Here is a 26,141-nt window from a genome sequence, read left to right as displayed (position 1 = left end):
AATAAATGGGACCGCATCATGTCATTCCGGCAAGGTGTGGTCCTTTTTATTTGCCATCTACTTCCGGCTGTTGCGTATTTCTGTCGCGGAATCGGTTTTGATCGACGGTTGATCAGATTCCCGTTGCTTCCTCCGATTCCCTGCACTAACTTCGGGTCATCCTCATCGGTAGCGACTGGGGCGCTGATCCGTCGGCGCATGGGTTTTCGTGCAGGCATGCACGGAAAACGCGAACGTGTCCGCGTGCGTTGGGGTGATGTGTTAATTTTGAACAGGCATTTCGCGGACGCGGACTGTCATGTCCCTGAATGGCCGGGAGTGAAGATGACGGGCGGACTGGAAGGATATGACGAGGTTGCCGAAGCGAATGCCCAGAAAAGCATTCTCGACATCCACTGGTCGCGTATCTGCGCCCGCCTCAAGGCCGAGGTCGGGGAGGTGGAATACAACACCTGGCTGAGGCAGATGGGCGTCGGTCCCGTCGATGAGGATGAAATCACCCTCTACCTTCCCACGCGTTTCCTGCGTGACTGGGTGCGGGGGCAGTACGGCGATCGCCTTGGCGCGCTGTGGCATGCCGAAATCCCCGCGATCCGCCGCGTCGAGCTCCAGGTCGCGCGCAGCGCGTCGCCCGCGGTGGACGGGGACGCCCCATCCGCCGATTCCGCGCCTGCCGCAACGGCGGCAGCCCCCGTGGTCGAGGCCGTGGCGGTCGAAGAACCCCGCGCCGCCGAGGTGCGCAGCGACCTTGCCGCCCCGCTCGACCCGCGTTTCACGTTTGATACCTTCGTGGTCGGCAAGCCGAACGAGTTCGCGTATGCCTGTGCCCGGCGGGTGGCCGAACGGCCGTCCAGCCCCGGCTTCAATCCCCTGTTCCTGTATGGCGGCGTGGGGCTGGGCAAGACGCACCTGATGCATGCGATCGGTTCCGAACTGGTGCGCGAGGGACGGGTTTCGGTGGCCTACATGTCGGCCGAAAAGTTCATGTACCGTTTCATCGCCGCCATCCGTTCGCAGTCCACCATGGAATTCAAGGAACAGCTGCGTTCGGTCGACGTGCTGATGATCGATGACCTGCAGTTCCTGATCGGCAAGGACAATACGCAGGAAGAGTTCTTTCACACCTTCAATGCACTGGTTGACGCAGGGCGGCAGATTGTCGTTTCGGCGGACAAGTCGCCCTCCGACCTGTCGGGGCTGGAGGATCGCCTGCGCACGCGCCTCGGGTGCGGGATGGTGGCCGACATCCATGCCACGACGTTCGAACTGCGGATTTCCATCCTGGAGGCCAAGGCCGCCGCGTCCGGGGTTGAGGTTCCGGCCAAGGTGCTGGAATTCCTTGCGCACAAGATCACCTCGAACGTCCGCGAACTCGAAGGCGCGCTGAACCGTCTGATCGCGCATGCCAACCTGTTTGGCCGCCCCGTGACGCTGGAGGCAACGCAGGATGTGCTGCATGACATCCTCAAGGCCAACAACCGCCGCGTCACGATCGAGGAAATACAGCGCAAGGTCGCCGAACACTGGAACATCCGGCTGACGGACATGTCTTCCGCCCGGCGTTCCACCGTGGTGGCGCGGCCCCGGCAGGTGGCGATGTACCTGTCGAAGCAGCTGACCTCGCGCTCCCTGCCCGAAATCGGGCGCAAGTTCGGAAACCGTGACCATACCACCGTCATCTATGCCGTGCGGCGCGTGATGGAACTTATGGAACAGGATCCGGCTTTTGCAGAGGATGTGGAATTGCTGCGCCGGATGCTCGAAAGCTGATATTTTCGTTCAACGCCCTCTTTTCGCATTTGCGTCAGGCTGCTAGACCTATTGCCCCCATTACGTGCTTCGGTCACGAAACGCGTTGCAGGGCAAGGAGGATTTGTTACACATGAAGCTGAAGGCTGATCGCGCGACCCTGCTCAAGGCGCTGATGCATATTCAGGGCGTGGCTGAGAAGCGTAACACCATCCCCATTCTTGCCAACGTCCTCATCAACGTCACCGACGGGCTGATGACCATGACGGCCACCGACATGGAAATCGCGGTGGTGGAGGGGATTTCGGCTGAAATCCTGCGTGACGGGGCCGTGACCGCGCCTGCGGCCGTGCTGTGCGACATCGTGCGCCGGCTGCCTGACGGCGCGGTGATCGAACTGGATCAGGCGGGGGGTGACGCGCCGCTGGGCCTGCGCGCCGGACGCTTTACCACCAGCCTCAACGTGCTGGATGTCGATGACTTTCCCTCCATGATGGCGGGTGCGCTGCCGCACGAATTCACCATCGCGTCACAGGTACTGCGCGGCCTGATCGACCGGACCCGCTTTGCCATTTCGACCGAAGAGACACGCTACTACCTCAACGGCATCTATTTCCACGTGGCGCAGACCCCGCATGGGGAAATGCTGCGCGCGGTGGCGACCGACGGACATCGTCTTGCCCGCGTGGAAACCGACGTGCCGGAAGGGGCGGCGGGCATGCCCGGCGTCATCGTGCCGCGCAAGACGGTGACGGAACTGCGCAAGCTGCTGGACGAGGGGCCGGAACATATCGGCGTCGCCCTGTCGGATACGCGCATCCAGTTCACCGTCGGCAACGTGATCCTGACGTCCAAGCTGATTGACGGCACCTTCCCCGAATATGAACGCGTGATTCCCACCGGCAACGACAAGATCCTGCAGGTGGGCAAGAAGATTTTCTCTGACGCGGTGTCGCGCGTGGCCGCGATCAGCCAGGAACGTTCCCGCCCGGTCAAGCTGACGGTCACGCAGAACCTGCTGACCCTGACCGCCGTCAGCCAGGATCAGGGCACCGCGACCGAGGAACTGGACGATACCCATGTCGTCTATGACGCAAGCCCGATCGAAATCGGTTTCCAGGCGCGTTACCTCAACGATATCACCGACCAGATCGACAAGAATGTCGAGTTCGCGTTTTCCGACAGCTCCGCGCCCACCATCGTGCGCGATGTGGATCGTCCCTCGGCACTGTATGTGCTGATGCCGATGCGCGTCTGACGGCACGATCGGTCGCCGGGCGCGTATGGCCCATCTTGCGCGGCTTGTCCTGACGGATTTTCGCAATTACCGCCATCTGTCATGGACCCCCGACGCCCCGGTCACGGTGGTGGTGGGGGAAAATGGCAGCGGCAAGACCAACCTGCTGGAATCGGTTTCCCTTCTTCTGCCCGGGCGGGGCCTGCGCGGGGCGCGGGTCGCGGACCTACCACGCCATGGGTGCGCCCGCTGGGGCGTTGCGGCCCGGATCCATGTGCCCGACGGGGTGGAGGAAGGGACGCGCGAACTGGCGGTCGGATCCGATCCCGCCCGTCCGGAACGCCGCATCGTCCGGCTGGATGGCGAGGTATTGCGCAACAGGGCGCGCGTTTCCGATTTCCTGTCCGCCGTATGGCTGACGCCCCAGATGGACCGCCTGTTTCAGGAAGGGGCCGGCGGCCGGCGGCGTTTCCTTGACCGGCTTGTCCTGGCAATGGAGCCGGGACATGGGCGTGAACTTGCCGCCTATGACCATGCCATGATGCAGCGCAACCGCCTGCTGGGGGATGGGCGCGCCGATCCCGCGTGGCTGTGCGCGCTGGAGGACGCGATGGCGCGTCACGGCGTGGCCGTCATGGCCGCCCGCGCCGGTCTGGTCGCGCTGCTCAATGCGGATGAGGAGGCGCTGTGTGACGGGTTTCCAGCCACCACCCTGCATCTGGAAAGTGAAGTGGCGGAACGCCTGCGCCATGCCTCCGCCCTGATGGTGGAGGACTGGCTGCGTGAGCGTCTTGCGGCCTCGCGCTCCGGTGACCGCGCGCGGGGAAGTGCCGGGCACGGGGCGCACCGCACCGACCTGCGCCTGCATGACCGCGCCACGGGACGCGGTGCCGCGCATTCCAGCACGGGGCAGCAGAAGGCCATGCTGGTGGGGCTGGTCCTGTCGCATGCCCGCCTGATCGCGCGGATGCGGGGGCAGGCGCCGCTGATCCTGCTGGATGAGCCGCTGGTCCACCTGGACGAGGCACGGCGCGCCGCCCTGTTCCGCGCCATCGGGCGTCTGGATACCACCGTGATGCTGAGCGGCACCGACGCGGCGCAGTTCGCCCCCCTGCGCGATCAGGCGGCCTTTGTCATGCCCCGGGACGGCAATCTGGTTTCAGTTCCCTGATTCGCCGCGATTTATGGCGGGGAAAGCTTGGTGCGAAGGGCGGGTTCGATGTATAACCGCACTTCAACGCGTGACCCTGTTGTGGAGCATCTGTCCGGCATGTCTGACCAATCCAATCCCGATCAGAAACACGATGCCGGGGGGGAGGATATTCCCGTCACAGGTGCGGATTATGATGCGGCCTCGATCTCGGTTCTCAAGGGGCTGGACGCGGTGCGCAAGCGCCCGGGCATGTATATCGGCGACACCGATGACGGGTCCGGCCTGCATCACATGGCGTTCGAGATCATCGACAATGCCGTGGACGAGGCGCAGGCCGGTTACGCGACGACATGCATCGTCACGCTGAATGGCGATGGCAGCGTCACCGTCCGTGATGACGGGCGCGGCATCCCGACCGACATGCATCAGGAAGAGGGCATCAGCGCGGCTGAGGTCGTGCTGACGAAGCTGCATGCGGGCGGCAAGTTCAACCAGAATTCCTACAAGGTGTCGGGCGGCCTGCATGGCGTGGGCGCCGCCGTTGTCAACGCCCTGTCCGAATGGATGGAGGTGCGCATCTGGCGTGGCGGCAAGGAGCACATGATCCGCTTCCGCGCGGGTGAGCGCGAGGCCCCCCTGTCGGTCGTGGGCGAAAGTGACGAGGCACGCGGCACCCAGGTCACGTTCAAGCCGAGCGCCGAGACCTTCGCGATCGTGGAATTCCAGTTTTCGGTGCTGGAGCGGCGGCTGCGCGAACTGGCTTTCCTGAACTCCGGCCTTGCCATCGTCCTGCGTGATGAGCGGCATACCCCCGCGCGTGAGGAATCGTTCCATTACGAAGGGGGGCTGTCGGCCTTTGTCGAATGGCTTGACCGTGGCAAGACCCCGATCGTGGAGCCGCCGATCACCGGCAGCCTGCAGAACGACGATAACGGCATCAAGGTCGAATTCGCCCTGACATGGAATGACAGTTTCCATGAAACCATGCTGTGCTTTACCAACAACATTCCCCAGCGTGACGGTGGTTCGCATCTGGCGGGTTTCCGTCAGGCCCTGACGCGCATTGTCGGACGCTATGCCGAGGCGAATGCGAACAAGAAGGATTCCCACTCCCTTGTGGGCGAGGATATGCGCGAGGGGCTGACGGCGGTCCTGTCGGTCAAGGTGCCGGACCCCAAATTCTCTTCGCAGACCAAGGACAAGCTTGTCTCGTCCGAGGTGCAGCCCGTGGTGCATGCGGCCGCGGCCGACATGATTTCCCACTGGTTTGAAACCCACCCCAAGGAAGCCCGCCAGATCGTGGCGAAGGTCATGGATGCCGCCGCCGCGCGTGAGGCGGCGCGTCGCGCGCGCGAACTGACGCGGCGCAAGGGGGTGCTGGATGTCTCTTCCCTCCCGGGGAAGCTGGCCGACTGTCAGGAACGCGATCCGGCGAAGTCCGAACTGTTCATCGTCGAGGGGGATTCGGCGGGGGGCACCGCCAAGCAGGGACGTGACCGGCGGTTCCAGGCGATCCTACCGCTGAAGGGCAAGATCCTGAATGTCGAACGCGCCCGTTTCGACCGCATGCTCGGCTCGGCCGAAATCGGCACGCTGATTACGGCGCTGGGCACTGGCATCGGCCGGGGCGACGTGGAACATGGCGGCTTTTCGATCGACAAGCTGCGTTACCACCGCATCGTCATCATGACGGACGCCGACGTGGACGGGTCGCATATCCGCACGCTGCTGCTGACGTTCTTTTTCCGCCAGATGCCCGAACTGATTGAAAAGGGCTATCTGTATATCGCGCAGCCGCCGCTGTACCGTGCCAAGCGTGGCAATGACGAACGCTATCTCAAGGATGACGCGGCGCTGGAGCAGTATCTGCTCGACAAGGCGCTGGCGCATGCAAGCCTGCGCTATGCCGATGGCCGCGAAATCACGGGGGAGGCCATACAGCCCGAAGTCAGCTTCATCCGTGACGTCGCGCGCGCGCTTTCGCGCCTTGCGGTTCGCGCGCCTGTCTGGATCCTGGAACAGGCGGCGATTGCCGGGGCACTTTCGGCGAATCCCTCTGCCACCCCGGAACGGATCATCGACCTGCAGTCGCGGCTTGATGCCGTCTCCCCCGAATCGGAGCGTGGATGGAAGGTCGCGGCGAGCGCGGACGGGCTGGAAATGGCGCGCAGCGTGCGCGGCGTGGGGGAGGTCTATCGCCTTGACCCCGCCACCCTGCGCAGCGCGGAGGTCCGCTGGCTTTCGGAACATCATGACCGCATCGCTGCCGATTTCGGTGGCAGGGTGGAGCTTACCCTCGACAGCCATACATTGCCGCTCAATGGTCCGGCGTCGGTTTATGAACGCATCCTGGCGCAGGGGCGGCGCGGCCTTTCGATCAACCGTTTCAAGGGCTTGGGCGAAATGAACGACGCGCAGCTGTGGGAAACCACGCTGGATCCCGCCATGCGCACGCTGCTGCAGGTGCGGGTGGGCGACGTGGAAAACGCGGCGCAGGTCTTCTCCACCCTGATGGGCGATGTGGTGGAACCCCGCCGCGACTTCATCGTGGGCAACGCCCTCAAGGTCGCGAATCTCGACGTCTGAGGGCGTGCCGGATCTAGGCGGGGATCAGTTCGCGGGCAATGTGCGGGATTTCGGAAATGGAATCCGCGCCCACCGTGGCCCCGGCCTCCATCTCGGGCGCGCCGTATCCCCAGCGGGCGAAGATGCCCCGGACATGCGCGCCCATGGCGGCAGCGATGTCGTTATGATGATCACCCACCATGATGGCGCGATCAGGCGCGCCGCCCGCCATTTCGATGGTTCCCAGCAGGTGGCGCGGGTCGGGTTTGCGCACCGCGAAACTGTCGCCCCCGCCCACCGCGTCGAACCATTGGTCCAGTTCCATGACGCGCAGGATATGGCGGGCCGCGGCGACCGGCTTGTTGGTGCAGACCGCCAGCTTCCATCCCGCGCCCTTCAGGCTTGCCAACGTGGCGCGGGTGCCGGTGAACGGGTGCGACAGGTCCGTCGAATGGGGGGTATAATCGGCCATGTAGCGGCTGACGGCCTCATCCGCGTCGATGCTTCGGGCGGGTTCGCCCGCATGGGCCAGCAGGCGGCGCACCAGCATGCCGACGCCATCGCCCACCATGGGGCGCACGGTATCGGGCGTGACAGGGGGCAGCCCGTAATGGTGCAGCAGGCGACAGGCGCAGGCGGTCAGGTCCGGCAGGCTGTCGATCAGCGTGCCATCCATGTCGAAAACCGCCAGGCGGGGGGGAAGGGAAGGCATCCGGTTCTCCTCGGTGGCTCTTGCAGTAGCAATCGGAAATTCTAAGTGATGGTATCTTGTTCTTCTCTGGGTTTGACAGGTCTGCCGGGCCGGGGCTACCCGCAAAAAGTCATGAGCACCATTACCGATTCCGCGCCCACGCCTTCCCGTTCCGCCACGGCGGTCATCCTTGCCGCCGGGCGTGGCACGCGCATGCGTTCGGAACGCCCCAAGGTCATGCATCCCCTCGCGGGGCAGCCGATGCTGCGGTACCTGCTGGAAAATGCCCAGCAGGTGTTTGACCGTATCGTCATCGTCATCGGGCCGGGAATGGACGATGTCGCCGCCATCGCCGCCCCGCACGCGGTCGTGGTGCAGTCCGACAGGCTGGGCACGGCGCATGCGGCCCTGCAGGCGCAGGCGCAGTTCGGAACCGGCGATGTCGCGGTTCTGTATGGTGACAATCCCCTGATCACTGCGGAAACGATGCGCGAACTGCTTGCCTGCCGCCGGCAGCCCGGCGTCGGGCTGGCGCTGCTGGCGATGCGGCCTGCCGATCCGGGACGTTACGGCCGGGTCGTGACGCAGGGCGAGAATGTGCAGCGCATCGTCGAATGGGCCGACGCCACGCCGCAGGAACGCCGCATCGACCTGTGCAACGCGGGCGTCCTGTGCGCCGACGCGGGGGATTTCCGCCGCTGGCTCAATGCGGTAAGCAACGATAACGCGCAGGGCGAATATTACCTGGGCGACGTGGTGACGCAGGCCGTGTCCGAAGGGGCGTGCGTGCGGGCGGTGGTGGCCGCGGAAGACGAACTGCGCGGCATCAATTCCCGCGCCGAACTGGCGGTGGCGGAAGCCTGCGTGCAGACGCGCCTGCGTCATGCCGCGATGGACCGGGGCGTCACCCTGATCGCGCCGGAGACCGTGTTCCTGTGCGCCGATACCGACCTGGCCCCCGATGTGGTGGTCCATCCCCATGTCGTCTTTGGCCCCGGGGTGAAGGTGGAGCGCGACGTGGAAATCCAGTCCTTCTCCCACCTTGCGCAATGCATCGTCAGGATGGGCGCGCAGATCGGGCCGTATGCCCGCCTGCGACCGGGCAGCGATGTCGGGGCGCGGGCGCATGTCGGCAACTTCGTCGAACTCAAGGCCACCACGCTGGGCGAGGGGGCGAAGGCCAATCACCTGACCTATCTCGGCAACGCGCGCGTCGGCGCGCGGACCAATATCGGGGCGGGCACCATCACCTGCAATTACGACGGCGTGTTCAAGCACGTCACCGTCATCGGGGAGGGCTGTTTCATCGGTTCTGACACGATCCTTGTCGCGCCGGTCACGCTGGGGACGGGCGCGATGACCGCCGCGGGCAGCGTGATCACCGGGGACGTGGCGGACAACGCCATGGCATTCGGGCGCGCAAGACAGGAAAACAGGGACGGATACGCGGAAGAATTCCGCAACCGGCTGAAAGACGCGAAGGAGCGTGGCTGATGTGTGGTATCGTCGGTGTCGTTGGTAAGAACCAGGCCACCCCGGTCATTTTCGATGCCCTGCGGCGGCTGGAATATCGCGGATATGATTCCGCCGGCATCGCCACCCTGGAAAACGGCCATGTGGAACGGCGGCGCGCGGCGGGGAAGCTCGACCACCTCGCCAGCGTGCTGGCGCGCGTGCCCCTGCCCGGTGTGACGGGCATTGGCCATACGCGCTGGGCCACGCATGGCGCGCCGACGGAAAACAACGCGCATCCGCATGGCACGGAACGCGTGTCGGTGGTCCATAATGGCATCATCGAGAATTTCGAGGAACTGCGCCGGGAGCTTGAGGCCGCAGGGCAGACCTTCTCCACCGATACCGACAGCGAGACCATCGCGCAGATGATCGACTATCATCTGGGTCGTGGCCTGTCCCCGCGCGACGCGGCGCACGAGACGCTGAAGCGGCTGGAGGGGGCCTACGCGCTGGCGATGATTTTCGCGGGGCATGACGGCATGGTCATCGGCGCCCGGCATGGCGCGCCGCTGGTGGTGGGCTTTGGCGAACAGGAAATGTTCCTTGGTTCCGACAGCCTGGCCCTTGCGCCGCTGACGCGGCGGATCGCCTATCTGGACGATGGGGACTGGGTCATCGTGACGCCCGGCGGGGCGGAGTTCTTTGACATGGCGGGGAATGCCGTCACGCGGCCGGTCCGCACGACCGCGCTGATCGCCGCGTCGGTGGGCAAGGATGGCTATCGCCATTACATGGAAAAGGAACTGCACGAACATCCCGTGGTCATCGGCCAGACGCTGCAGCGCCTGGTGGACCCGGCGACGCGCCGGGTCGTGCTGCCGGACCTGCCTTTCGATCTGGCCGCCGTGCCGCGCGGCGTGGTGACGGCCTGCGGTTCGGCGTTCTATGCCGGGATGATCGGACGTTACTGGCTGGAGCAGTATGCGCGCCTGCCGATCGATATCGATGTGGCGAGCGAAATGCGCTATCGCGATCCGCCGCTGACGCCCGGCGGCCTCGGCCTGCTTATTTCACAGTCGGGGGAGACGGCCGACACGCTTGCGGCCCTGCGCGGCATGCGCCAGCAGGGGCAGCACATCGTCTCGGTCCTGAATGTGGAGCAGAGCACCATGGCGCGCGAAAGCGACGCGGTGCTGGGCACGGTCGCGGGGCCGGAAATTTCCGTCGCCAGCACCAAGGCGTTTACGGCGCAGCTTTCGGTGCTGGCCTGCCTGACGGTAGCGCTGGGCCGGGCGCGCGGGCATCTTGACGCCAGGGCGGAGGAACGGATGGTCACGGCCCTGCTGGACCTGCCAAGCCGCGCGACAGAAGTGTTCGAGCAGCGCGACGCGATCCGTCACATGGCCGGCATCGTGGCCGAAGCGCGCGATGTACTTTATCTGGGGCGCGGGTCCTCGTTCCCGGTCGCGCTGGAAGGTGCGCTGAAGCTCAAGGAAATCACCTATATCCATGCGGAGGCATATGCGGCGGGCGAAATGAAGCATGGTCCCATCTCGCTGATCGACCGCACGGTTCCGGTGGTGGCGACGGTGCCGTCAGGACGCCTGTTCGACAAGACGCTGTCGAACCTGCAGGAAGCGAAGGCGCGTGGCGGGCGGCTGCTGGTCTTTACCGACACGCAGGGCGCGCCCCGGCTGCGTGACATTGCCGAGGTCGTGGTGGAAATCCCCACGGTTGACGAATTCACGGCCCCCATCCTGCAGACCATCCCGGTCCAGATCCTTGCCTATGAGGTGGCGTTGCTGAAGGGGACGGACGTGGATCAGCCGCGTAACCTCGCCAAATCGGTCACGGTGGAATAACCTTGTTCCTGTCGCGACAGATCAAGGATTCAACCGATGTCACAGCCGCCGATCACGTCCGTCACCCCGCCCTCATCCGCCACCGGGCCGTCCGTCCTGGTGCTTGGCGCGGGCGTGTCGGGAATGACGGCCGCCGTGACGCTGGCCGAACGTGGCGCGCGCGTGGTGGTGCATGAACGCGGACCACGCATAGGATCAGGCGCGTCGTGGAAGGCGGGCGGCATGCTGGCCCCATGGTGCGAGGCGGAATCCGCAACGCCGGAGGTCACGCGCCAGTCGCTGTCCTCGCTGGACTGGTGGGATGCGCATGTGCCCGATGTGGTGCGCAACGGCACGCTGGTCCTCGCACCCGCGCGCGACGTTGGCGAAATCGCGCGTTTCGGGCGCCGGACGTCGCATTTCCGTACGATCGGCGAAAAGGAACTGGCGGAACTGGAACCCGAACTGGCCGACCGCTTCTCACGCGGGCTGTTTTTCGAACATGAAGGCCACGTCAACCCGCGTGACGCGCTGATGGCGCTGGGCGGCCGGCTGGAGGCGCTGGGCGGACAGATCATATGCAACGCCCCTCCCTGTGACGGGAGGGAATATGACTGGGTCGTCGATTGCACCGGCATTGCCGCGCGGGAAAAGATGGCCGACATGCGTGGCGTCAGGGGGGAGATGCTGCTGCTGCACTGTCGCGATGTCACGCTGTCGCGTCCGGTGCGCATGCTGCATCCGCGCATCCCGGTTTACATCGTCCCCCGGGCGGACCACGTATTCATGGTCGGGGCCACGATGATTGAAAGTGAAAATGACGGTGGCATGACGCTGCGTTCCATGGTGGAACTCCTTGGCGCGGCCTATGCCCTGCATCCCGCCTTTGGCGAGGCGGAAATCCTGGAAACCGGCACGGGACTTCGCCCGTCATATCCGGACAACATGCCTGCCGTCCGGCGCGACGGTAAGCGAATTTATGTGAATGGCATGTATCGTCACGGTTTCCTACTGTCGCCTGTTCGGGCGCGGGAAGCGGCAGATATCATCCTTGGCCCCTCATGACCGCAACGCGGGGAGAATGCTGATGAAGATCCTTGTGAACGAAGAGGTTCATGATGTCGGCGTGGCGACGCTGGACGCGTTGCTGCGCGAACTTGGCTATGGTGATGCCTGTGTCGCGACCGCGGTTGACGGTGATTTCGTCGCGGCCGCCCGGCGCGGCACGCACCGGCTTCATGATGGATGCCGGGTGGAAATCCTGGCGCCGATGCAAGGGGGGTAAGCAGACGACATGACCCTGTTTTATGGCACGCCACTTTCCTCCCGCCTCATGCTTGGAACGGCGCAGTATCCTTCCCCAGAAATCCTGGCGGAGGCGGTGCGGCATGCGAATGCGGGTGTCGTGACCGTGTCCCTGCGTCGTGAATCGGCGGGCCAGCGCGCGGGACAGGCCTTCTGGAACCTGATCCGCGACCTTGGCGTCCCGGTGCTGCCCAATACGGCCGGATGCCACAGCGTGCGCGAGGCCGTGACCACGGCCCAGATGGCGCGGGAGGTTTTCGGTACCGACTGGATCAAGCTGGAGGTGATCGGTGAATCCGATACCCTGCAACCGGACATGTTCGCCCTTGTCGAGGCCGCGCGCATCCTGAGCGAAGACGGGTTCAGGGTCTTTCCCTACATGACGGAGGATCTGGTGGGCGCGGAACGCCTGCTGCGCGCGGGATGCGAGGTGCTGATGCCCTGGGGGGCGCCGATCGGATCGGGCAAGGGGCTGAACAACCTGTTCGGGCTGCGGGCGCTGCGGGCGCATTTCCCCGATATCCCGATGGTGATCGATGCCGGGATCGGGGTTCCGTCCCACGCGGCGCAGGCGATGGAGCTGGGTTACGACGCGGTGCTGATCAACACTGCCGTCGCCAGGGCGGGCAACCCGGTGGAGATGGCGCGCGCGTTCGGCATGGCGGTGGAGGCGGGGCGCATGGCCTATGTCGCCGACCCGATGGAGGCGCGTGACATGGCTGTTCCCTCCACACCGACCATCGGGCAGGCGGTGCTGGCATGACGGGACTGCCCTCACGCATCTATCCCGTGGTCGACCGGGCCGACTGGGTGGCGACACTGGGGCAGGCCGGCGCGAAGCTGATCCAGCTGCGCCTCAAGGACATGCCTGCGGAGGCGCTGGTTGAGGAGATACGCAAGGGCCGTGAACTGGCGCGCGCCCATGGGGTCTGCCTTGTGCTGAATGATTACTGGCGCATCGCGATCGATGAAGGCATCGATTTCATCCATCTGGGTCAGGAAGACTTGGACGAGGCCGATCTGCCCGCGATCCGTCGGGCAGGGCTGCGGCTGGGGGTCAGCACCCACAGCCACGAAGAACTGCATCGCGGGCTGGAGGTGCGGCCCGATTATGTGGCACTTGGCCCCGTGTGGCCGACAAAGCTCAAGAAAATGCCCTGGGGTGCGCAGGGGGTGGAGCGGCTGACGGAATGGAAGCGCCTGATCGGTGATCTGCCGCTGGTCGCGATCGGGGGTGTCACGCTGGCGCGTGCGCCGTCATGTCTTGCGGCGGGGGCGGACTGCGTTTCGGCCGTGTCGGATTTCATACGCATGCCCGATCCGCAGGCGCAGGTACGCGCGTGGTTGCAGGCAACACGGACGAAGGAGGATACGGAAAAGGCTTCGGCCTGAAATTCTGTGTATTATATGCAACGTAGATGTGGCATAAATACAATTTCAGGAGAAACGGGATTTTTATCACGGGCGTGTCAGGATAGGGGGCGACTCCTTTCCTCCTGACCATTATTGCGGTCGGGGACGAAGACACGGTTTTTTACCTCTGCCCGGTAGGGAAACTTCGGGTGGCGGACATATTCTGTCCATGGTTGCGCGACAGGATGTACCGGAACGACGGTCTGGGTTCCAGAATTTTTGAGGGCATTGAATGGCGATAGCGGGTCTTGCGGCAATTCTGATGGCGATCGCCATGTTGCTGGTGGTCGTCAGTACCGTGCAGCCTATTGCCCGTCGCCTGGAACTGTCGGAAACGGTTCTGCTGGCCATCGTCGGGATTGTCATCGGTGGCGTGGCCGACCTTGTCCTGCGCAACGCGCATCTGGAGATTTTCAGCGGCGCGGCCGAAACCCTGCTGGACTTCCCGCTCAATAGCGAAGCCTTCCTGCTCATTTTCCTGCCGATCCTTGTCTTTCAGGGGGCGCTGGGCATCGACGTGCGGCGTCTGGCACATGAAACGGCCACTGTGCTGCTGCTGGCGGTGGTGGCGGTTGTCGTCTCGACCGCGACCATCGGGCTGGCGCTGTATCCCTTTGCCGGGCTGCCGCTTGCCGTCTGCCTGCTGCTGGGGTCCATCGTCGCGACGACCGACCCTTCGGCGGTTGCGGGCATCTTCAAGGAAATTGGCGCGGCAAGCCGGCTGACCCGCCTGGTGGAGGGCGAAGCGCTGCTGAATGACGCGGCGGCCATTTCCATCTTTTCCATCCTGCTGGCCTCCATCACCGCGCATCACAAGATCATGCTGGGCGGGGCGGTGCTGGAATTCCTGGTGTCGTTCGCGGGCGCGCTGGTGATCGGCGTCGTCTTTGGCCGCCTGACGCTGATGCTGATCGCGACCATCGGGGCCGCGCCTGCCGCCGAAATCACCCTGACGGTGGCGCTGCCGTACCTGTCCTATATCGTGTGTGACGAATTCCTCGGCTTTTCCGGGGTGGTCGCCACGGCGGCGTCGGGGCTTACGATCTCCATCTATGGCCCTTCCACCTTCCGGCCGCAGACATGGCGCTTCCTCAATGAACTGTGGCAGCAGCTGGTTTTCTGGGCGGGATCGCTGGTGTTCGTGCTGGCCTCCATGCTGGTGCCGCGCCTGCTGGCGGGGATGACGCGCTGGGACTGCGTGCTGATCCTGATCGCGACGGGGGCGGGGCTTCTGGCGCGCGCCAGCGTGGTGTTCGGGATGCTGCCGATCCTTGCCGCCACGCGCCTGTCGCCCCCGGTGCCCACCCCGTTCAAGATCACGATGGTCTGGGGCGGGCTGCGCGGCGCGATCACGCTGGCGCTGGCGCTGGCCGTGACGGAAAACGAGCATGTCTCCACCCAGATCGCGCATTTCATCGGGATCATCGCGACGGGCTTCGTGCTGATTACCCTGTTCATCAATGGCACCACGCTGCGCTATCTCGTCCTGTTCCTGAAACTGGACCAGCTGCCGCTGATCGATCAGGCCCTGCGGCACCAGATCCTTGCCATCGGGCTGGGGGAAGTGCGCGACCAGACGCGCGAGGTCGCGGGGGAGCTGGGATTTTCACGGAACGTGACGAATTCGGTGGTGCAGTTCCTTGACCGCCGCGTCACGACGGAACAGCAGGCCAATACGTTCGATACTGCGCTGGGTGACCGGCAGCGTGTGACGCTGGCGCTGATCGTGATCGGCAACCGGGAACGTTCCATCCTGCTGGACCTGTTTCGCATACAGGGCCTGTCGCGTCGCGTGATGGAAACGCTGCTGCGTTCGGCGGAGGCCATGGTCGATGGCGCCCGGCTGGAGGGACGGTTCGGCTATGTCCGTGCCCTGCGGCGGCGGCTGAAGCCTTCGCTGCGTTTCCGTATTGCGCAGGCCATCCATCATCGCCTGCATTTCGACCTGCCGCTGATGTACTGCATGACGGAACGCTTCGAAATGCTGATGATCGCGCATTTCGTATCGCTGTCGCTGACGCGGTTCATGCGCACCCGCATGGAACCGACCCTAGGCCTGCGCATCAGCGAAATCGTGGGCGAGGTGCTGGGACGGCAGTGCAAGCTGCTGGACGAGGCGCTGCAGACGCTGCGGCTGCATTATCACGGATATTCCGAGGCACTGGAAAACCGCATGCTGCGCCAGATCGCCCTGCGCCTTGAGGAGGAGAAATACGACTCCCTCCTGTCGGAATCCCTGCTCAGCGATGAATTGCACCGTGAACTGCACCGTGATGTGGAACAGCGTCGTGCCCATCTGGATTTCCGGCTGAAGTTCAACATCAAGGCCGGGATCGAAAGCCGCATCCATGGCTTTGCGATTTTCAAGGGACTGCCCGACGGGGTGCTGCATGACCTGTCGATGAAGATGTCGCTGCATTTTTCCTCCCCGGGGGAGCGGCTGTACAAACGCGGGCAGAAAGTGCACACCATCTATTTCATCAGCGCTGGCCTTGCGGAGACGCATTACGCCGAACGTGACGTCCGTTTTGGCGCGGGTGCGGTGATCGGCGCGACGGAGGCATTGACGGGCGCGCGGGTGGCCGCGACCAGCCGGTCGCTGCAGTTCGGGCATTTCCTGACGATGAGCGCGCGGACCTTCCGCCGTCTGGTGGAGGAACATCCCATCGTGCGCGACAATCTGATGCAGCTGGAACAGGCACGCGCGGACGGGGAACTGCCCGATGCGCGTCTGCTGCCCGGGGAAGGCAAGGATAGGCCGGGGACATCCCCGTCCTATGACGCCATCGCCCTTGCGACCGCGCCGGTCGGTTCGGCCATTCCCGTGCGGAAAGATACGGACGCCAAGGAAGACTGAAGCTGGTCATCCGTCAGGCATGGGACGGATGACGGAGCACGTCCCTACGTTCAGTCGTCACAATGGCTGCACGGGCGCATGGGGCTGCAATAAGACAGCCCCAATAACATCCTGAAATCATAAAAGTTTTTGGTGAAGCTTTTTGCAAAAAGCTTCGAAAGGGCGCTTCTTTCCTCAAAGAAGGCGCTACCCGGAAACTTTTATTGTCCCTGTCCGGTTTTTTCCAGCTGTCTGGATCAGAAGGACTGTAGCAGCCGGTCGAGATACTGCAGTTCCTCGGGCGAACGGGTGCGGTCCGAATCGCGACGGCGCAGTTCCTGTTCTATTTCACGTGCGCGTTCGCGCGCGGCCTTGTCCGGCACATGGGTGTCGCTGTCCATGCCCGTATGTCCATCCCCGGTCTTGCGACCCAGCGGATCGCGTGGCTCGGAACTGGCATTATCAGGCGTTTCCTCGTCTTCCGGCTGTCCCGGCTTTGACCCGCCGGTGCCCTTGCCGCCTGCAAGCGCGGGCAAGAAAATGGTCATGCCCTTGCCCGATCCCCGGGTGGACTGGCGCATCTGCTGACCACCTTTCTGCAGGTCGGCCAGCACCTTGCGTTCCGCCGTCGCGGCATCGGTATCCTTCCCCGCCGTAAGGGCAGTGCGGACCGTTTTCATATCCGCCAGCGCCTGCTTGATGGCGGGCACGTCCTTGCCGCTTACGGTCTTGAATTCCTTCTGCAGTTCATGCAGCGCGCGGGCCAGCGCGTGCTGGGTGGCGCGGTCGGCATGCTGCTGTTCCTCATGCGCCTCGGGTGTTGCGCTTTCGGGAGAGGGCGGCTGCTTCGCGGACGCAGGCGCGGGCGGTTGTCCCGGCGGGGTGATGCCAAGCTGGCGCAACAGGTCCGATGTGGACATGGTGGACAGATCCTCGCCATCGGGCGTGTCCATGTCGGTCTGGCGCGCGGCGTCCGCAGCCGCGTCCTGTTCGATGCGCTGCTGCGTGTGGTCAAGCAGCCCGGACTGGCGGTGGATCAGGTCCCGCAGGGCTTCGCGCTGCTCGCGCAGTTCCTGCTGCGCCTGGAACTGCCGCGCGGCCTGCATGATGTCCTGAGGCGTGGCGTTGCGCATCTGGCCCGCCATGTCCTCCATCTGGTGAAGCTTGTCCAGCGCGTCGGCCGACCGGCCATTCGCGGCATCGTCCTGCAACTGCTGCATCATGCGCGACAGGTTCTGTTCGCCGGTCTGCGACATCTCCGGCATGGCGGGAATGGCGGAATGATCGCGCATGGCCTGTTCCATCAGGGCCTGCATCTTGCGCTGGATCGCGTCCTTGAGCGCCTGCACCCGGCGTTGCAGCTCCGCCTGCTGCTGCGATGAATGTTCGCCCTTCGCGCCCGGTTCGCGCATATGCTCGATCTGTGCATCCAGGGCTTCCTCGGCCATCTGGATGTCGAAATCGGCCTGGCTGTTTTCAATGTCGCCATGACGGTCATGTTCGACATCCAGCGCCAGATACCACAACCGGCCCACCGCCTGTTCAACGGCCTGCGCGGTATCGACCTCCCTGAGGCCCAGCAGGTAGGATACGCTGCTCAGGGCGATCATCAGGCCGGGATTGTGCGTCATCGGGGCGGAGGTCATGCCCAGCCCGTGCAGTTCCTCGCCCGCGGTAAAGCGGTTTTCCCGGCCAAGCGCCAGACGCTTGCGGATATCAAGGATCGCCTTGGCCATGGGATTGCGGAACACCCGTGCGCCCAGACGCAGGCGCACGGGGGTCGAGGACGCGGTCATGCCGCTGTCGCTGGTTGCGATCAGCGTGCCGGTGACGTCTTCGCCCGCCCACGGGTCGGATGACAGGTCGGGCGTTGCGACACCTTCGGCGGAACGGGGATGACCGTTCAGCAGGATCGGAACCGAAACGACGCGCGGATGGGCCACGTTTTCGTCGCCAGGCATGCGCAGTTCCACCCGAAGGGAGGTAATGCCATAGGGCTGCGACACCTTGTAGGGCAGCCGCGTGCGCCATTCCCCGTCCGCGGCGCCGGGGTTCGCGCCCCATGCGACCATGGGGGCCGGGTTGGGCGTGACCCGCAGGTTCCACTGGCTCAACGTGCGGCCACGGCCGCGCAATGTCAGCTTCCCATCCGCCAGAAGGGGCGTTTCCATGGACCAGTTCGCGGAATCCAGCGGATGGAACGCATGGGCCCCGATGCTGTCCGAATGCGTGGCGGAACGGACGCGCAGGACCGGCTCCCCCTTCAGCCCGGTTACGGTCACGCTGAGGAGTGCGCCGGCCGGGATGGTGGCCGATCCGTCGCGGTCATCAAGGAACACCGGTGCGCCGGGGGCATATGATGGCATGGTGATCCATGCGTGGATCTGGGGGCGGGGCGTGTCGGCGTCGTCCGTTCCGGGGATGAACGCGGCCCCGATGCGCCCCGGCGCCTTTGGCCCGGCCCAGATCAGGGCCACCGCCAGCAGCGGGGCCAGTCCCAGCGTGATGTACGATGTCTCACGCCCGATGGGCCACAGATGCGGCCATCCCGCATGCAGGCGACCGACCCGCGCGCCCGTGCGCTGCAGATGGATATGCCACAGCGCATCGGTTGCATGGACCGCCGCAGGGTCGTGATCAGGATGCACCGGCCTGTCGAGCAGTGTCTGCAACGGGCGGTCCGGCAGGCCGGAGGCCCGTTCGATGCGCCGGTCGAGCGTTGCGTCGTCAGGGGACGTGCCATGGCGATAGCGACGCACGCCCCATGCGGCGCATCCCCCGGCGATTGCCACCAGTGCCGCGGCATGCACCCCATCGGGCAGCCGCTGCGGGATGCGCAGCAGGCCAAGCAGCGCGATCCCCCCCGCGACATCCGCGATGGGCAGCATGATGGGCCACAGCCGTTCGACCAGCAGGACCCGTCGCGCCCGCAGCCGTGCCCGTGCAAGGCGAAGCGTGAAGGAGGACGCGTCCGACGGCGCGGCGGGAACATTGTCCCGCAGGGGCGCCGTGGCCGGGATGTCGCGCTCCTGCGTCATTTGCCTCCGGCGGGATGCGTAAGGGTATCGGGCACGATATCGCCTTCCCACAGGGATTCGATTTTCTGGCGCGCGCGGATCACGTCCCAGCGCGATCCATCGACCATGACCTGTGCCGCCATGGGACGCGCATTATATGTCGAACTCATGACCATGCCATAGGCCCCAGTGTCCAGAATCGCCACCCGCGACCCGTCCCGCAGATGCGGCAGGGTGCGGTCATGGCCGAACGTATCGCCGCTTTCACAGACCGGGCCGACCACGTGCACCTGTTCCGTCGGGGCGACGGCGTCGCGCGGCGACAGCGGAATGATGCCGTGCCATGCGTCATACAGGCTGGGGCGGGCAAGGTCGTTCATGGCGGCATCAAGCACGATGAAGGGCGGCATGCCGTCATATCCGCGCTTGCGCAGGATCACGGTGCTGAGCAGCAGGCCCGCCGGTCCCGCAAGCCAGCGTCCCGGCTCGATCTCCAGCCGGGTGCCGAGATCGCCCAGTTCAAGCCGTATGGCATTGGCGAGGGCCTCTGGCGCGCCTTCGGTTTCGTGGCGATAGGAAATGCCCAGCCCCCCGCCACAGTCGATGACCTCCACCGTCAGGTCGCGCGCCCGGATGACGCGCACCAGTTCGGCCACGCGGGCATAGGCCTGCCGGTATGGCTGCATCCGTTCGATCTGGCTGCCGATATGCACCGCCAGACCGGCGGGATGGATGCCCGGCAGGGTGGCGGCATGCGCGTAAAGATCGGCCGCGCGGTCATAGGGAATGCCGAATTTGTTGCCCGCCAGGCCGGTCGTGATCTTGGCATGCGTGCCGGCATCGACATCGGGATTGATCCGCAGCGCGATGCGGGCGGTGCGTCCGCAGGCCACGGCCGCGGCGGAAAGCAGTTCAAGCTCCTCCGCGCTTTCGACATTGATGCGGGCGATATCGTGGCGCAGCGCCAGTTCCATTTCGGTGCGGGTCTTGCCCACCCCGGAAAAGACGATGTCACGCGCGGGGATGCCCGCCGCCATGGCGCGGCACAGCTCGCCTCCGCTGACGACATCCGCCCCGGCCCCCTGCGCGCCAAGGACCTTCAGCACCGCCAGATGGTCATTGGCCTTCACCGCGAAATGGATGGCGACATCCAGCCCCGCGTCGCGCATCGCGCCGGACAGGCGCGCGTAACGCCCGCGCAGGGTGCGCGCGCCCATCACCCATGTCGGGGTGCCAAGAGCATCCGCGATCGCGTTCAGGGGCACGTCCTCGAACACCAGCCCGTCAATGGCGTGCATTGACAGCGCGGGACGGGCGGCCAGCAGGTCCCGCAGGGTCGGGTCCTGTCCCGCATGGGTGGAAAAAGTGTCAGCCATCGTGACAGGATACCGGTTCGCCCTGCGCCTTCCAAGGTGCTTGTGGCTTATATTCATGGTGTTGCGCGACATAGCATGTCGCACGGTTCAGGAACGGGGTGGCGGTCATGGAAGACGGGGAACGGCAGGATGCATATCGCGACGCATGCCTGATCCAGGCGGCGGTCGCGGCGCGTGGCAATGCCTATGCGCCCTATTCCGGATTCGCGGTGGGGGCGGCGGTGGAGGATGAAAGCGGACGCATCTTCGCCGGCTGCAACGTGGAAAACGCGGCCTATCCCGAAGGAACCTGTGCTGAGGCCGGGGCCATCGCGGCCATGGTGGCGGCGGGGGGACGCGGGCTGCGTCGCGTCATCGTATGCGGCGGTGGTCCGCAGCCCTGTTTCCCGTGTGGGGGCTGTCGGCAGAAAATCCGTGAATTCGCCGCCGCCTCCGTCGCCATCGGCATGGTCGACGCGGATGGCAACATGCTGGCGCGGCGCTCCCTCGCCGATCTCCTGCCCGACGCGTTCGGCCCCGAAAACCTGTAGCAGGTGCGCGCCGGATCAGCGGTCCGGCGCGGGATAGGTGCGGTTGTAGGTGAATTTGGAACGCGGTCCGGGGGGCTGCGGCGGTCCGATTCGCCCGCAGGCGCTCAGGACGCTGCCCACCAGGCCAAGGCCGATGACGCAGGTCATGATCCATGCGATGCGTCCCCGCGCGCGCCTGCGGGCAGGGCCGTCATGACGCGTCGTGGCGTTGTGGGGGATCATGCTTTTTCTCCTTCCGCGCTCCGGGGCGTTGTGGATGACAGCGCCTCAAGCCAGCGCGTGGCCTGCGCGCGCACGTTGTCCGGCGCGGTGCCGCCAAAGCTCGTGCGCGAGGCAAGGGAGGCATCGACCGTCAGGACATCGAAGATCTCCTTCGTAATGCCCGCTTCCTCCGCCTGCATGTCCTCCAGGCTGAGCTGCGACAGGTCGATCCCGCGTGCCTCCGCCTTGCCGACCAGACGTCCCGTGACGTGATGGGCCGTGCGGAACGGCAGCTTCAGGACGCGCACCAGCCAGTCGGCCAGGTCCGTCGCGGTGGAAAAGCCCGCCCCGGCATAGGCGCGCATCTGCTGCGCATTGACGCTGAGGTCGCGGATCATGCCATCCATCGCCGCAAGCGACAGGGCGGCCGCGTCGGTCGCGGCGAATACGGGCTCCTTGTCTTCTTGCATGTCCTTGGCATAGGCCAGCGGCAGCCCCTTCATCACCATCAGCAGCCCGACCAGCGCGCCGGTGATGCGTCCCCCCTTGGCGCGGATCAGTTCGGCCGCGTCGGGATTGCGCTTCTGCGGCATGATGGACGATCCGGTGGTGAACGCGTCCGACAGGCGGATGAAGGAGAACGGCGCGGAACACCAGATCACGATCTCCTCGGCCAGTCGCGACAGGTGCATCGCCATGATCGACAGGGCGGAAAGATATTCCAGCGCGAAATCCCGGTCGGACACGGAATCGAGGGAATTGGCCGTCGGGCGGTCAAAGCCGAGGGCGCGGGCCGTCATGTCGCGGTCGATGGGAAAGGACGTGCCCGCCAGCGCGGCCGCGCCCAGTGGCGATTCATTGAGCCTGCGCCGCGCATCCGACAGGCGCCCGCGATCGCGGGCCAGCATTTCGACATAGGCCAGCAGGTGATGGCCGAAGGTTACGGGCTGCGCGGTCTGGAGGTGCGTGAAGCCGGGCATGGGGGTCGCGGCATGTTCTAGCGCGCGGGTGCACAGGGTGTTGAGCAGTGCCGTAACCTGCGCATCCAGACCGTCGATGGCGTCGCGCACCCACAGGCGGAAATCGGTGGCGACCTGGTCATTGCGTGAACGCGCGGTATGCAGGCGCTTGCCCGCCTCGCCAATACGTTCGGACAGGCGGGCCTCGATATTCATGTGAATATCTTCGAGGGCCGTGCTGAAATCAAAGGTGCCGGCCTCGATCTCCGCCGCGATGTCCGTCAGGCCCTTGCGGATCTGCGCCTCGTCCCCGGCGCTGATGATGCCGGTCTTCGCCAGCATGGCCGCATGCGCCAGCGACCCGGCAATGTCCTGACGCCACAATGCCTTATCAAACCCGATGGAGGCATTGATGTCCTGCATGATGGCCGCAGGCCCCCCGGCGAAACGGCCCCCCCACTGGGCATTCGACGGGGCGCCTGCCTGATGCGTGTTGGTTCCGTTTTTCTTGTTTGCAGCCATCTCGTCATGCCCCAGCCATCTGTTCCGACCCGTCCGGATGCTACGCCCCGGCGCGACCGACGCACCCTAATGACGGGGGGCGGGCTGTGCAATCGCGACCTTGCGCCCGTCGCGCCATCATGGCGCGAAATCGGCGCCTGAGGGGAAAACAGATCGCGCGCGCCCCCTTTCGTTCGGGCGTCGTGGCCGGTAGGGTCTGGCCCATCACGCAGATCACGGACAGGAGTTTTCGGGACCGCCATGAACATGACGCGCCTTCTGGGGGATGGGGATCCGTCGCCGGTGGTTGAATTCGATCCCGCCGCCACTGCGCCCGACAGGCGCAGGACCGATTCGCCGTTCCTGTTCGTCAGCGATCATGCCGGCCGCGCCGTGCCGCGCGCGCTGGGGGATCTCGGCGTTCCGCCCGATGACTGGGAACGTCATATCGCATGGGATGTCGGCGTGGCCGCAATGGGGCGCATGCTGGCGGAACGCCTTGGCAGCAGGCTGATCGAACAGGCCTATTCGCGGCTGGTGATCGACTGCAACCGCGCGCCGGGGCACCCGACCTCCATCGTTAGGGAAAGCGACGGGACCCCGGTGCCGGGCAACCACGACCTGACGGTCGAGCACGAAGGCGCGCGGGTGGAGGAGATCTTTCACCCCTACCACAACAGGATCGCGGCCGAACTGTCGGCGCGCCGTGGCGCGGGGCAGCCGGTTGTCATGGTCGCATTACACAGCTTTACCCCCCGGATGAACGGGATCAGCCGCCCGTGGCACGCCGGGGTCCTGCATAACCGCAATCCCGGTTTCGGCCTGCGGGTGCGCGACCTGCTGGCGGCGGAGGAGGGGCTGGTCATCGGTAGCAACGAACCCTATGCCCTGACCGATATCAGCGACTACACCATCCCCACCCATGCGGAGGGACGCGGCCTTGCCTATCTGGAGCTGGAGGTGCGTCAGGACCTGATCGCGACCGAAGGCGGGCAGCGTGAATGGGCGGAGCGTCTTGCCCGCATCCTGCCGCAGGCATGGGAGGGAATGGGCGCATGACCATGAAAAGCGCAGCGGGCGTGCCCGCGCCACGGAGGATCGGCGGCGCAACGGCGCTGGCGGGGGTCATTGGCTGGCCTGTCGCGCATTCACGCTCGCCCCTGATGCATAATTTCTGGCTGGCGCAATATGGCATCGATGGCGCCTATGTTCCCCTGCCGGTGCGGCCGGGCGCCTTTGAGACCGCCGTGCGTGGCCTGCAGGCGGCCGGATTCCGCGGGACCAACGTCACCATCCCGCACAAGGAAGCTGCATTCCGGATTGTCGACCGGCTTGACCGTTCGGCGCGGCGGTCGGGTTCGGTCAATACGCTGGTTTTCGCCAGCGACGGCATGATCGAGGGATTTTCGACCGATGGCGAGGGCTTTGTCGCGAATGTGCAGGCACATGGCATCGCGGTGAAGGACGGTCGCGCACTGCTGCTGGGCGCGGGCGGCGCGGCCCGCGCCATTGCCGCAAGCCTGCTGGATCGTGGCGTTGCGGTGGTCCTTGCCAACCGGACCCCCGCGCGGGCGGAGGAACTGGCCCGCGCGCTGCGCGAGGACGCGGCCCCGGCGGTGGAGGTCGTGGCGTGGGATGACATGGCGACGGTACTGTCGCGCTGCGACATGCTGGTGAATACGACGTCCCTTGGGATGGAGGGCGGGCCGCCGGGCGACTTTCCCCTCGATCTGGCGGCGGCCGATCCCGCGCTGGTGGTATGTGATATCGTCTATGTCCCGCGCCAGACGCCCCTGCTGCGCGATGCGGCGGCGCATGGCCTGCGCTGCGTAGATGGGCTGGGGATGCTGATCCATCAGGCGCGCCTGGGCTTTTGCAAGTGGTTTGGTACCGATCCCGTCATCGGGCCGGAGGTGGAGGCGCTGCTGGATGCCGACCTGCGGGGGCAGGGACGCTGAGGGAGCACGCCGGTCATGGACATCCCGCCGCGATGATGGGGCCGACATGCTGATGAAGCCGATATGCTGATTCTGGGTCTGACCGGTGGTATCGGCATGGGCAAGACCACGGTGGCGGCCATGCTGCGCGGGCAGGGCGCGCGGATCTTTGACGCCGATGCCGTTGTCCATGAACTGCAGGCGCCCGGTGGTCGCGCCCTGCCCGCGATTTCGCGTCTGGTGCCCGGATCGGTCCGGGATGGAAAGCTGCAGCGTTCCGTCCTGCGGCAGGCCGTGATCGCCGATCCCGCCCTGTTTCGGAAGCTGGAGGGCATCATCCATCCGATGGTGCATGATGAATGCATCGCCTTCCTGCGGGCCGCGCGACGTGCCGGATGCGCCCTGGCGGTGCTGGACATTCCCCTGCTGTATGAAGCGGGCATGGACCGGCTGTGTGACCGGGTTCTGGCCGTCAGCGCGCCGGTCGGGGTGCAGCGTCGGCGTGTTCTGGCGCGCGGGCGCATGGACCGGATGCAGGTGAATGCCATCATCGCGCGGCAGATGAAGGACCCGCAGCGTCGCCGCCGCGCCGATCATGTCATCAGGACGGGGCTTTCGCGTCGGCAGGCATGGCGGCAGGTGCGCGCGCTGGTGGCGTCGTTGCGCAATGCACGGACAAGGAGCATGACATGAAGCGTTCCATCCTGTTTGATACCGAAACGACCGGCCTCGATCCGCAGACGGGCGACCGCGTGATCGAAATCGCGGCGTTGGAACTGATCGGGGACCTGCCGAGCGGGCGCAATTTCCATGTCCTGATCGATCCCGAACGCGATGTGCCGGAAGAAGCGTCGCGCGTGCACGGCTTTACCCGCGCCGATCTGGAGGGGAAGCCGAAATTCGCCGAAATCGCCGCGCAGTTCCTCGAGTTCATCGGCGACGACGCGTTGATCGCGCACAATGCCGCGTTTGACTTCGGCTTTCTCAATGCCGAGCTGAAACGCGCGGGCCTGCCGGAACTGTCGATGGATCGCATGGTCGATACGCTGCAGATCGCGCGCGCGCGGTTTCCCGGCATGCCCAACAGCCTTGACGCGCTGTGTCGCCGGTTCTCCATCGACCTGTCGGCGCGCACCACCCATAACGCCCTGCTGGACTGCAAGCTGCTGGCGGAAGTCTATATCGAACTCAGCGGGGGAAGGCAGCGCGGGCTGGGCCTGTCGGTGGAAGAAGGGGGAACGCCCACCGCGACCTATGGCTATGTCCGTCCCGCCGGGCATGTGACGGTGCGCGTGACGCCCGGCCCGGCGGAGCTTGCCGCGCACGAGAAATTCGTGGAGGGCCTGACGGAGCCATTATGGCTGGCCTGAAGGGT

General features: G+C 65.3%; 22 protein-coding genes. 17 read left to right on the top strand and 5 right to left on the bottom strand.

The features are described from left to right. Window positions 1-324 precede the first annotated feature (324 nt). The 4 genes from dnaA to gyrB all read left to right on the top strand — a co-directional run bounded on the left by dnaA (window position 325) and on the right by gyrB (window position 6,725). Window positions 325-1,770, top strand: coding sequence for a chromosomal replication initiator protein DnaA (gene dnaA / locus NJLHNGOC_RS01975; protein WP_113594866.1), 1,446 nt, complete (start codon window positions 325-327; stop codon window positions 1,768-1,770). Between the two features lie 112 nt (window positions 1,771-1,882). Beyond that, on the top strand, window positions 1,883-3,007 hold the full coding sequence (gene dnaN, locus NJLHNGOC_RS01970; RefSeq protein ID WP_113594865.1) for a DNA polymerase III subunit beta: 1,125 nt from the start codon (window positions 1,883-1,885) through the stop codon (window positions 3,005-3,007). Window positions 3,008-3,032: 25 nt separating this feature from the next. Continuing rightward, window positions 3,033-4,157, top strand: a complete 1,125-nt coding sequence (gene recF, locus NJLHNGOC_RS01965; protein ID WP_113594864.1) for a DNA replication/repair protein RecF — start codon at window positions 3,033-3,035, stop codon at window positions 4,155-4,157. Between the two features lie 99 nt (window positions 4,158-4,256). Further along, the gene (gene gyrB / locus NJLHNGOC_RS01960; RefSeq protein ID WP_239021266.1) at window positions 4,257-6,725 is read left to right on the top strand and encodes a DNA topoisomerase (ATP-hydrolyzing) subunit B; all 2,469 of its coding nucleotides are present in this window, start codon (window positions 4,257-4,259) and stop codon (window positions 6,723-6,725) included. 13 nt (window positions 6,726-6,738) lie between these two features. On the opposite strand, the gene NJLHNGOC_RS01955 is transcribed toward gyrB, so the two are convergent. Next, window positions 6,739-7,416 (bottom strand): HAD-IA family hydrolase, encoded by a 678-nt coding sequence (locus NJLHNGOC_RS01955; protein WP_239021265.1) that lies wholly within the window; start codon window positions 7,414-7,416, stop codon window positions 6,739-6,741. Window positions 7,417-7,527: 111 nt separating this feature from the next. Here NJLHNGOC_RS01955 and glmU point away from each other — a divergent pair, with 111 nt between their 5' ends. From glmU to NJLHNGOC_RS01920, 7 genes are all read left to right on the top strand, one after another. Next, entirely contained in the window at window positions 7,528-8,889 is a 1,362-nt protein-coding gene (gene glmU, locus NJLHNGOC_RS01950; RefSeq protein WP_113594863.1) for a bifunctional UDP-N-acetylglucosamine diphosphorylase/glucosamine-1-phosphate N-acetyltransferase GlmU, read from the top strand. Next, a complete protein-coding gene (glmS, locus tag NJLHNGOC_RS01945) occupies window positions 8,889-10,712 on the top strand; it encodes a glutamine--fructose-6-phosphate transaminase (isomerizing) (RefSeq protein WP_113594862.1) in 1,824 nt (607 codons plus the stop codon). The genes glmU and glmS overlap by 1 nt, the downstream gene beginning before the upstream one ends. 36 nt (window positions 10,713-10,748) lie before the next feature. Next, window positions 10,749-11,756: a glycine oxidase ThiO gene (gene thiO / locus NJLHNGOC_RS01940; RefSeq protein ID WP_113594861.1), complete on the top strand. Its 1,008-nt coding sequence runs from the start codon at window positions 10,749-10,751 to the stop codon at window positions 11,754-11,756. 22 nt (window positions 11,757-11,778) lie between these two features. Continuing rightward, window positions 11,779-11,976 (top strand): sulfur carrier protein ThiS, encoded by a 198-nt coding sequence (thiS, locus tag NJLHNGOC_RS01935; RefSeq protein ID WP_113595014.1) that lies wholly within the window; start codon window positions 11,779-11,781, stop codon window positions 11,974-11,976. 9 nt (window positions 11,977-11,985) lie between these two features. Further along, entirely contained in the window at window positions 11,986-12,759 is a 774-nt protein-coding gene (locus NJLHNGOC_RS01930; protein WP_113594860.1) for a thiazole synthase, read from the top strand. Next, window positions 12,756-13,388 (top strand): thiamine phosphate synthase, encoded by a 633-nt coding sequence (locus NJLHNGOC_RS01925; RefSeq protein ID WP_113594859.1) that lies wholly within the window; start codon window positions 12,756-12,758, stop codon window positions 13,386-13,388. The genes NJLHNGOC_RS01930 and NJLHNGOC_RS01925 overlap by 4 nt, the downstream gene beginning before the upstream one ends. A gap of 253 nt (window positions 13,389-13,641) precedes the next feature. Continuing rightward, entirely contained in the window at window positions 13,642-16,266 is a 2,625-nt protein-coding gene (locus NJLHNGOC_RS01920; protein ID WP_113594858.1) for a cation:proton antiporter, read from the top strand. 236 nt (window positions 16,267-16,502) lie between these two features. Here the strand turns inward: NJLHNGOC_RS01920 and NJLHNGOC_RS01915 are convergent, their stop codons facing one another. Beyond that, window positions 16,503-19,283 (bottom strand): DUF4175 domain-containing protein, encoded by a 2,781-nt coding sequence (locus tag NJLHNGOC_RS01915; RefSeq protein ID WP_113594857.1) that lies wholly within the window; start codon window positions 19,281-19,283, stop codon window positions 16,503-16,505. Further along, window positions 19,280-20,638, bottom strand: coding sequence for a diaminopimelate decarboxylase (gene lysA / locus NJLHNGOC_RS01910; protein ID WP_113595013.1), 1,359 nt, complete (start codon window positions 20,636-20,638; stop codon window positions 19,280-19,282). The genes NJLHNGOC_RS01915 and lysA overlap by 4 nt, the downstream gene beginning before the upstream one ends. Before the next feature lie 107 nt (window positions 20,639-20,745). On the opposite strand from lysA, the gene NJLHNGOC_RS01905 reads away from it, so the two are divergent. Next, a complete protein-coding gene (locus NJLHNGOC_RS01905; protein ID WP_113594856.1) occupies window positions 20,746-21,168 on the top strand; it encodes a cytidine deaminase in 423 nt (140 codons plus the stop codon). A gap of 15 nt (window positions 21,169-21,183) precedes the next feature. On the opposite strand, the gene NJLHNGOC_RS01900 is transcribed toward NJLHNGOC_RS01905, so the two are convergent. After that, window positions 21,184-21,390, bottom strand: a complete 207-nt coding sequence (locus NJLHNGOC_RS01900; RefSeq protein ID WP_113594855.1) for a hypothetical protein — start codon at window positions 21,388-21,390, stop codon at window positions 21,184-21,186. Further along, window positions 21,387-22,850: an argininosuccinate lyase gene (gene argH / locus NJLHNGOC_RS01895; RefSeq protein WP_113594854.1), complete on the bottom strand. Its 1,464-nt coding sequence runs from the start codon at window positions 22,848-22,850 to the stop codon at window positions 21,387-21,389. The genes NJLHNGOC_RS01900 and argH overlap by 4 nt, the downstream gene beginning before the upstream one ends. Before the next feature lie 6 nt (window positions 22,851-22,856). Between argH and NJLHNGOC_RS16560 the strand changes: the two genes are divergently transcribed. From NJLHNGOC_RS16560 to dnaQ, 5 genes are all read left to right on the top strand, one after another. Further along, entirely contained in the window at window positions 22,857-22,991 is a 135-nt protein-coding gene (locus NJLHNGOC_RS16560; protein WP_275399374.1) for a hypothetical protein, read from the top strand. Between the two features lie 99 nt (window positions 22,992-23,090). Further along, window positions 23,091-23,888, top strand: a complete 798-nt coding sequence (locus tag NJLHNGOC_RS01890; RefSeq protein WP_113594853.1) for an N-formylglutamate amidohydrolase — start codon at window positions 23,091-23,093, stop codon at window positions 23,886-23,888. Beyond that, the gene (locus NJLHNGOC_RS01885) at window positions 23,885-24,787 is read left to right on the top strand and encodes a shikimate dehydrogenase (RefSeq protein WP_239021264.1); all 903 of its coding nucleotides are present in this window, start codon (window positions 23,885-23,887) and stop codon (window positions 24,785-24,787) included. The genes NJLHNGOC_RS01890 and NJLHNGOC_RS01885 overlap by 4 nt, the downstream gene beginning before the upstream one ends. Before the next feature lie 63 nt (window positions 24,788-24,850). Then, entirely contained in the window at window positions 24,851-25,459 is a 609-nt protein-coding gene (gene coaE / locus NJLHNGOC_RS01880; protein WP_113594851.1) for a dephospho-CoA kinase, read from the top strand. After that, window positions 25,456-26,136, top strand: coding sequence for a DNA polymerase III subunit epsilon (gene dnaQ / locus NJLHNGOC_RS01875; RefSeq protein WP_110527324.1), 681 nt, complete (start codon window positions 25,456-25,458; stop codon window positions 26,134-26,136). The genes coaE and dnaQ overlap by 4 nt, the downstream gene beginning before the upstream one ends. Window positions 26,137-26,141: the final 5 nt, after the last annotated feature.

This window comes from Novacetimonas cocois (assembly GCF_003311635.1).
GTDB lineage: Bacteria > Pseudomonadota > Alphaproteobacteria > Acetobacterales > Acetobacteraceae > Novacetimonas > Novacetimonas cocois.
This window is presented reverse-complemented; position numbering and strand designations above follow the sequence as displayed.